Raw genomic sequence first — 754 nt, forward strand, 5'->3', positions numbered from 1 at the left:
CAGCGGCATGTTCGACATGCCAGACTTGGTGCCGCCGGTTGGACTCGAACCAACCTCCTCGTGCTCTTCAGGCACGCGCTATACCTCCTCAGCTACAGCGGCGAAAATGGAGCGGGTTGCCGGAATCGAACCGGCCTCTTAAGCTTGGAAGGCTTTCGCTCAGCCACTGAGCCAAACCCGCGTGTTTGTGAGCTCCTGCGGGGAATCGAACCCCGGTTCTCTGATCGAAAATCAGATGTCCTGACCGCTAGACGACAAGAGCAAAACCAATCACGATAGCCACTCGCCAAGTGGGGACGACCACAAGCGCCATGCGCTTCGTGCAAATGGCCATCGTGATTGGAGCGGCAGAAGAGCCTCGAACTCTCGACCTCAACCTTGGCAAGGTTGCGCTCTACCAACTGAGCTACTGCCGCACTACATGCAGACGTTCCCGCCGGGCGTGTTGCCTCACCTGCGAACCCCATTGTCCGCAGCAGACACCGCCGGCACGCCCATACTTCGAGCGCTCTCTTGCGAGATCCCCACGCGCTGACCGCGGCGGGAACGCCTGCACCAAACCACATTCCGAATTGTCAAAGAGCTTGCCGGAGAACCGGCGCCAACCTCCCATAAGGAGGCGGCTGGTGTTGCTGGTGGATGCGGAAGGAATCGAACCTTCACCCCGTCGAGCGGACTACAGATTTACAGTCTGTGGCGACCTAAGCCAATATTCGCCTCGCATCCATGTTCAAGAGCCTCCAAAAGCAAGAAG

Annotated in this window: 5 tRNA genes; all 5 read right to left on the reverse strand. The window is 58.6% G+C overall.

Features of this window, described 5'->3' with window-relative positions:
* Nucleotides 1-26 precede the first annotated feature (26 nt).
* The 5 genes from L6Q67_RS23675 to L6Q67_RS23695 all read right to left on the reverse strand — a co-directional run bounded on the left by L6Q67_RS23675 (nt 27) and on the right by L6Q67_RS23695 (nt 726).
* A tRNA-Phe gene (locus L6Q67_RS23675) sits at nt 27-102 on the reverse strand.
* Between the two features lie 5 nt (nt 103-107).
* Nucleotides 108-181: transfer RNA gene (locus tag L6Q67_RS23680), tRNA-Gly, on the reverse strand.
* A 9-nt stretch (nt 182-190) separates the two neighbouring features.
* Nucleotides 191-262: transfer RNA gene (locus L6Q67_RS23685), tRNA-Glu, on the reverse strand.
* A 78-nt stretch (nt 263-340) separates the two neighbouring features.
* A tRNA-Gly gene (locus L6Q67_RS23690) sits at nt 341-416 on the reverse strand.
* 217 nt (nt 417-633) lie between these two features.
* Nucleotides 634-726 (reverse strand) — tRNA-Tyr (locus L6Q67_RS23695).
* Nucleotides 727-754: the final 28 nt, after the last annotated feature.

The organism is Zoogloea sp. (assembly GCF_023150065.1).
In the GTDB taxonomy this organism is placed as follows: Bacteria; Pseudomonadota; Gammaproteobacteria; order Burkholderiales; family Rhodocyclaceae; genus Zoogloea.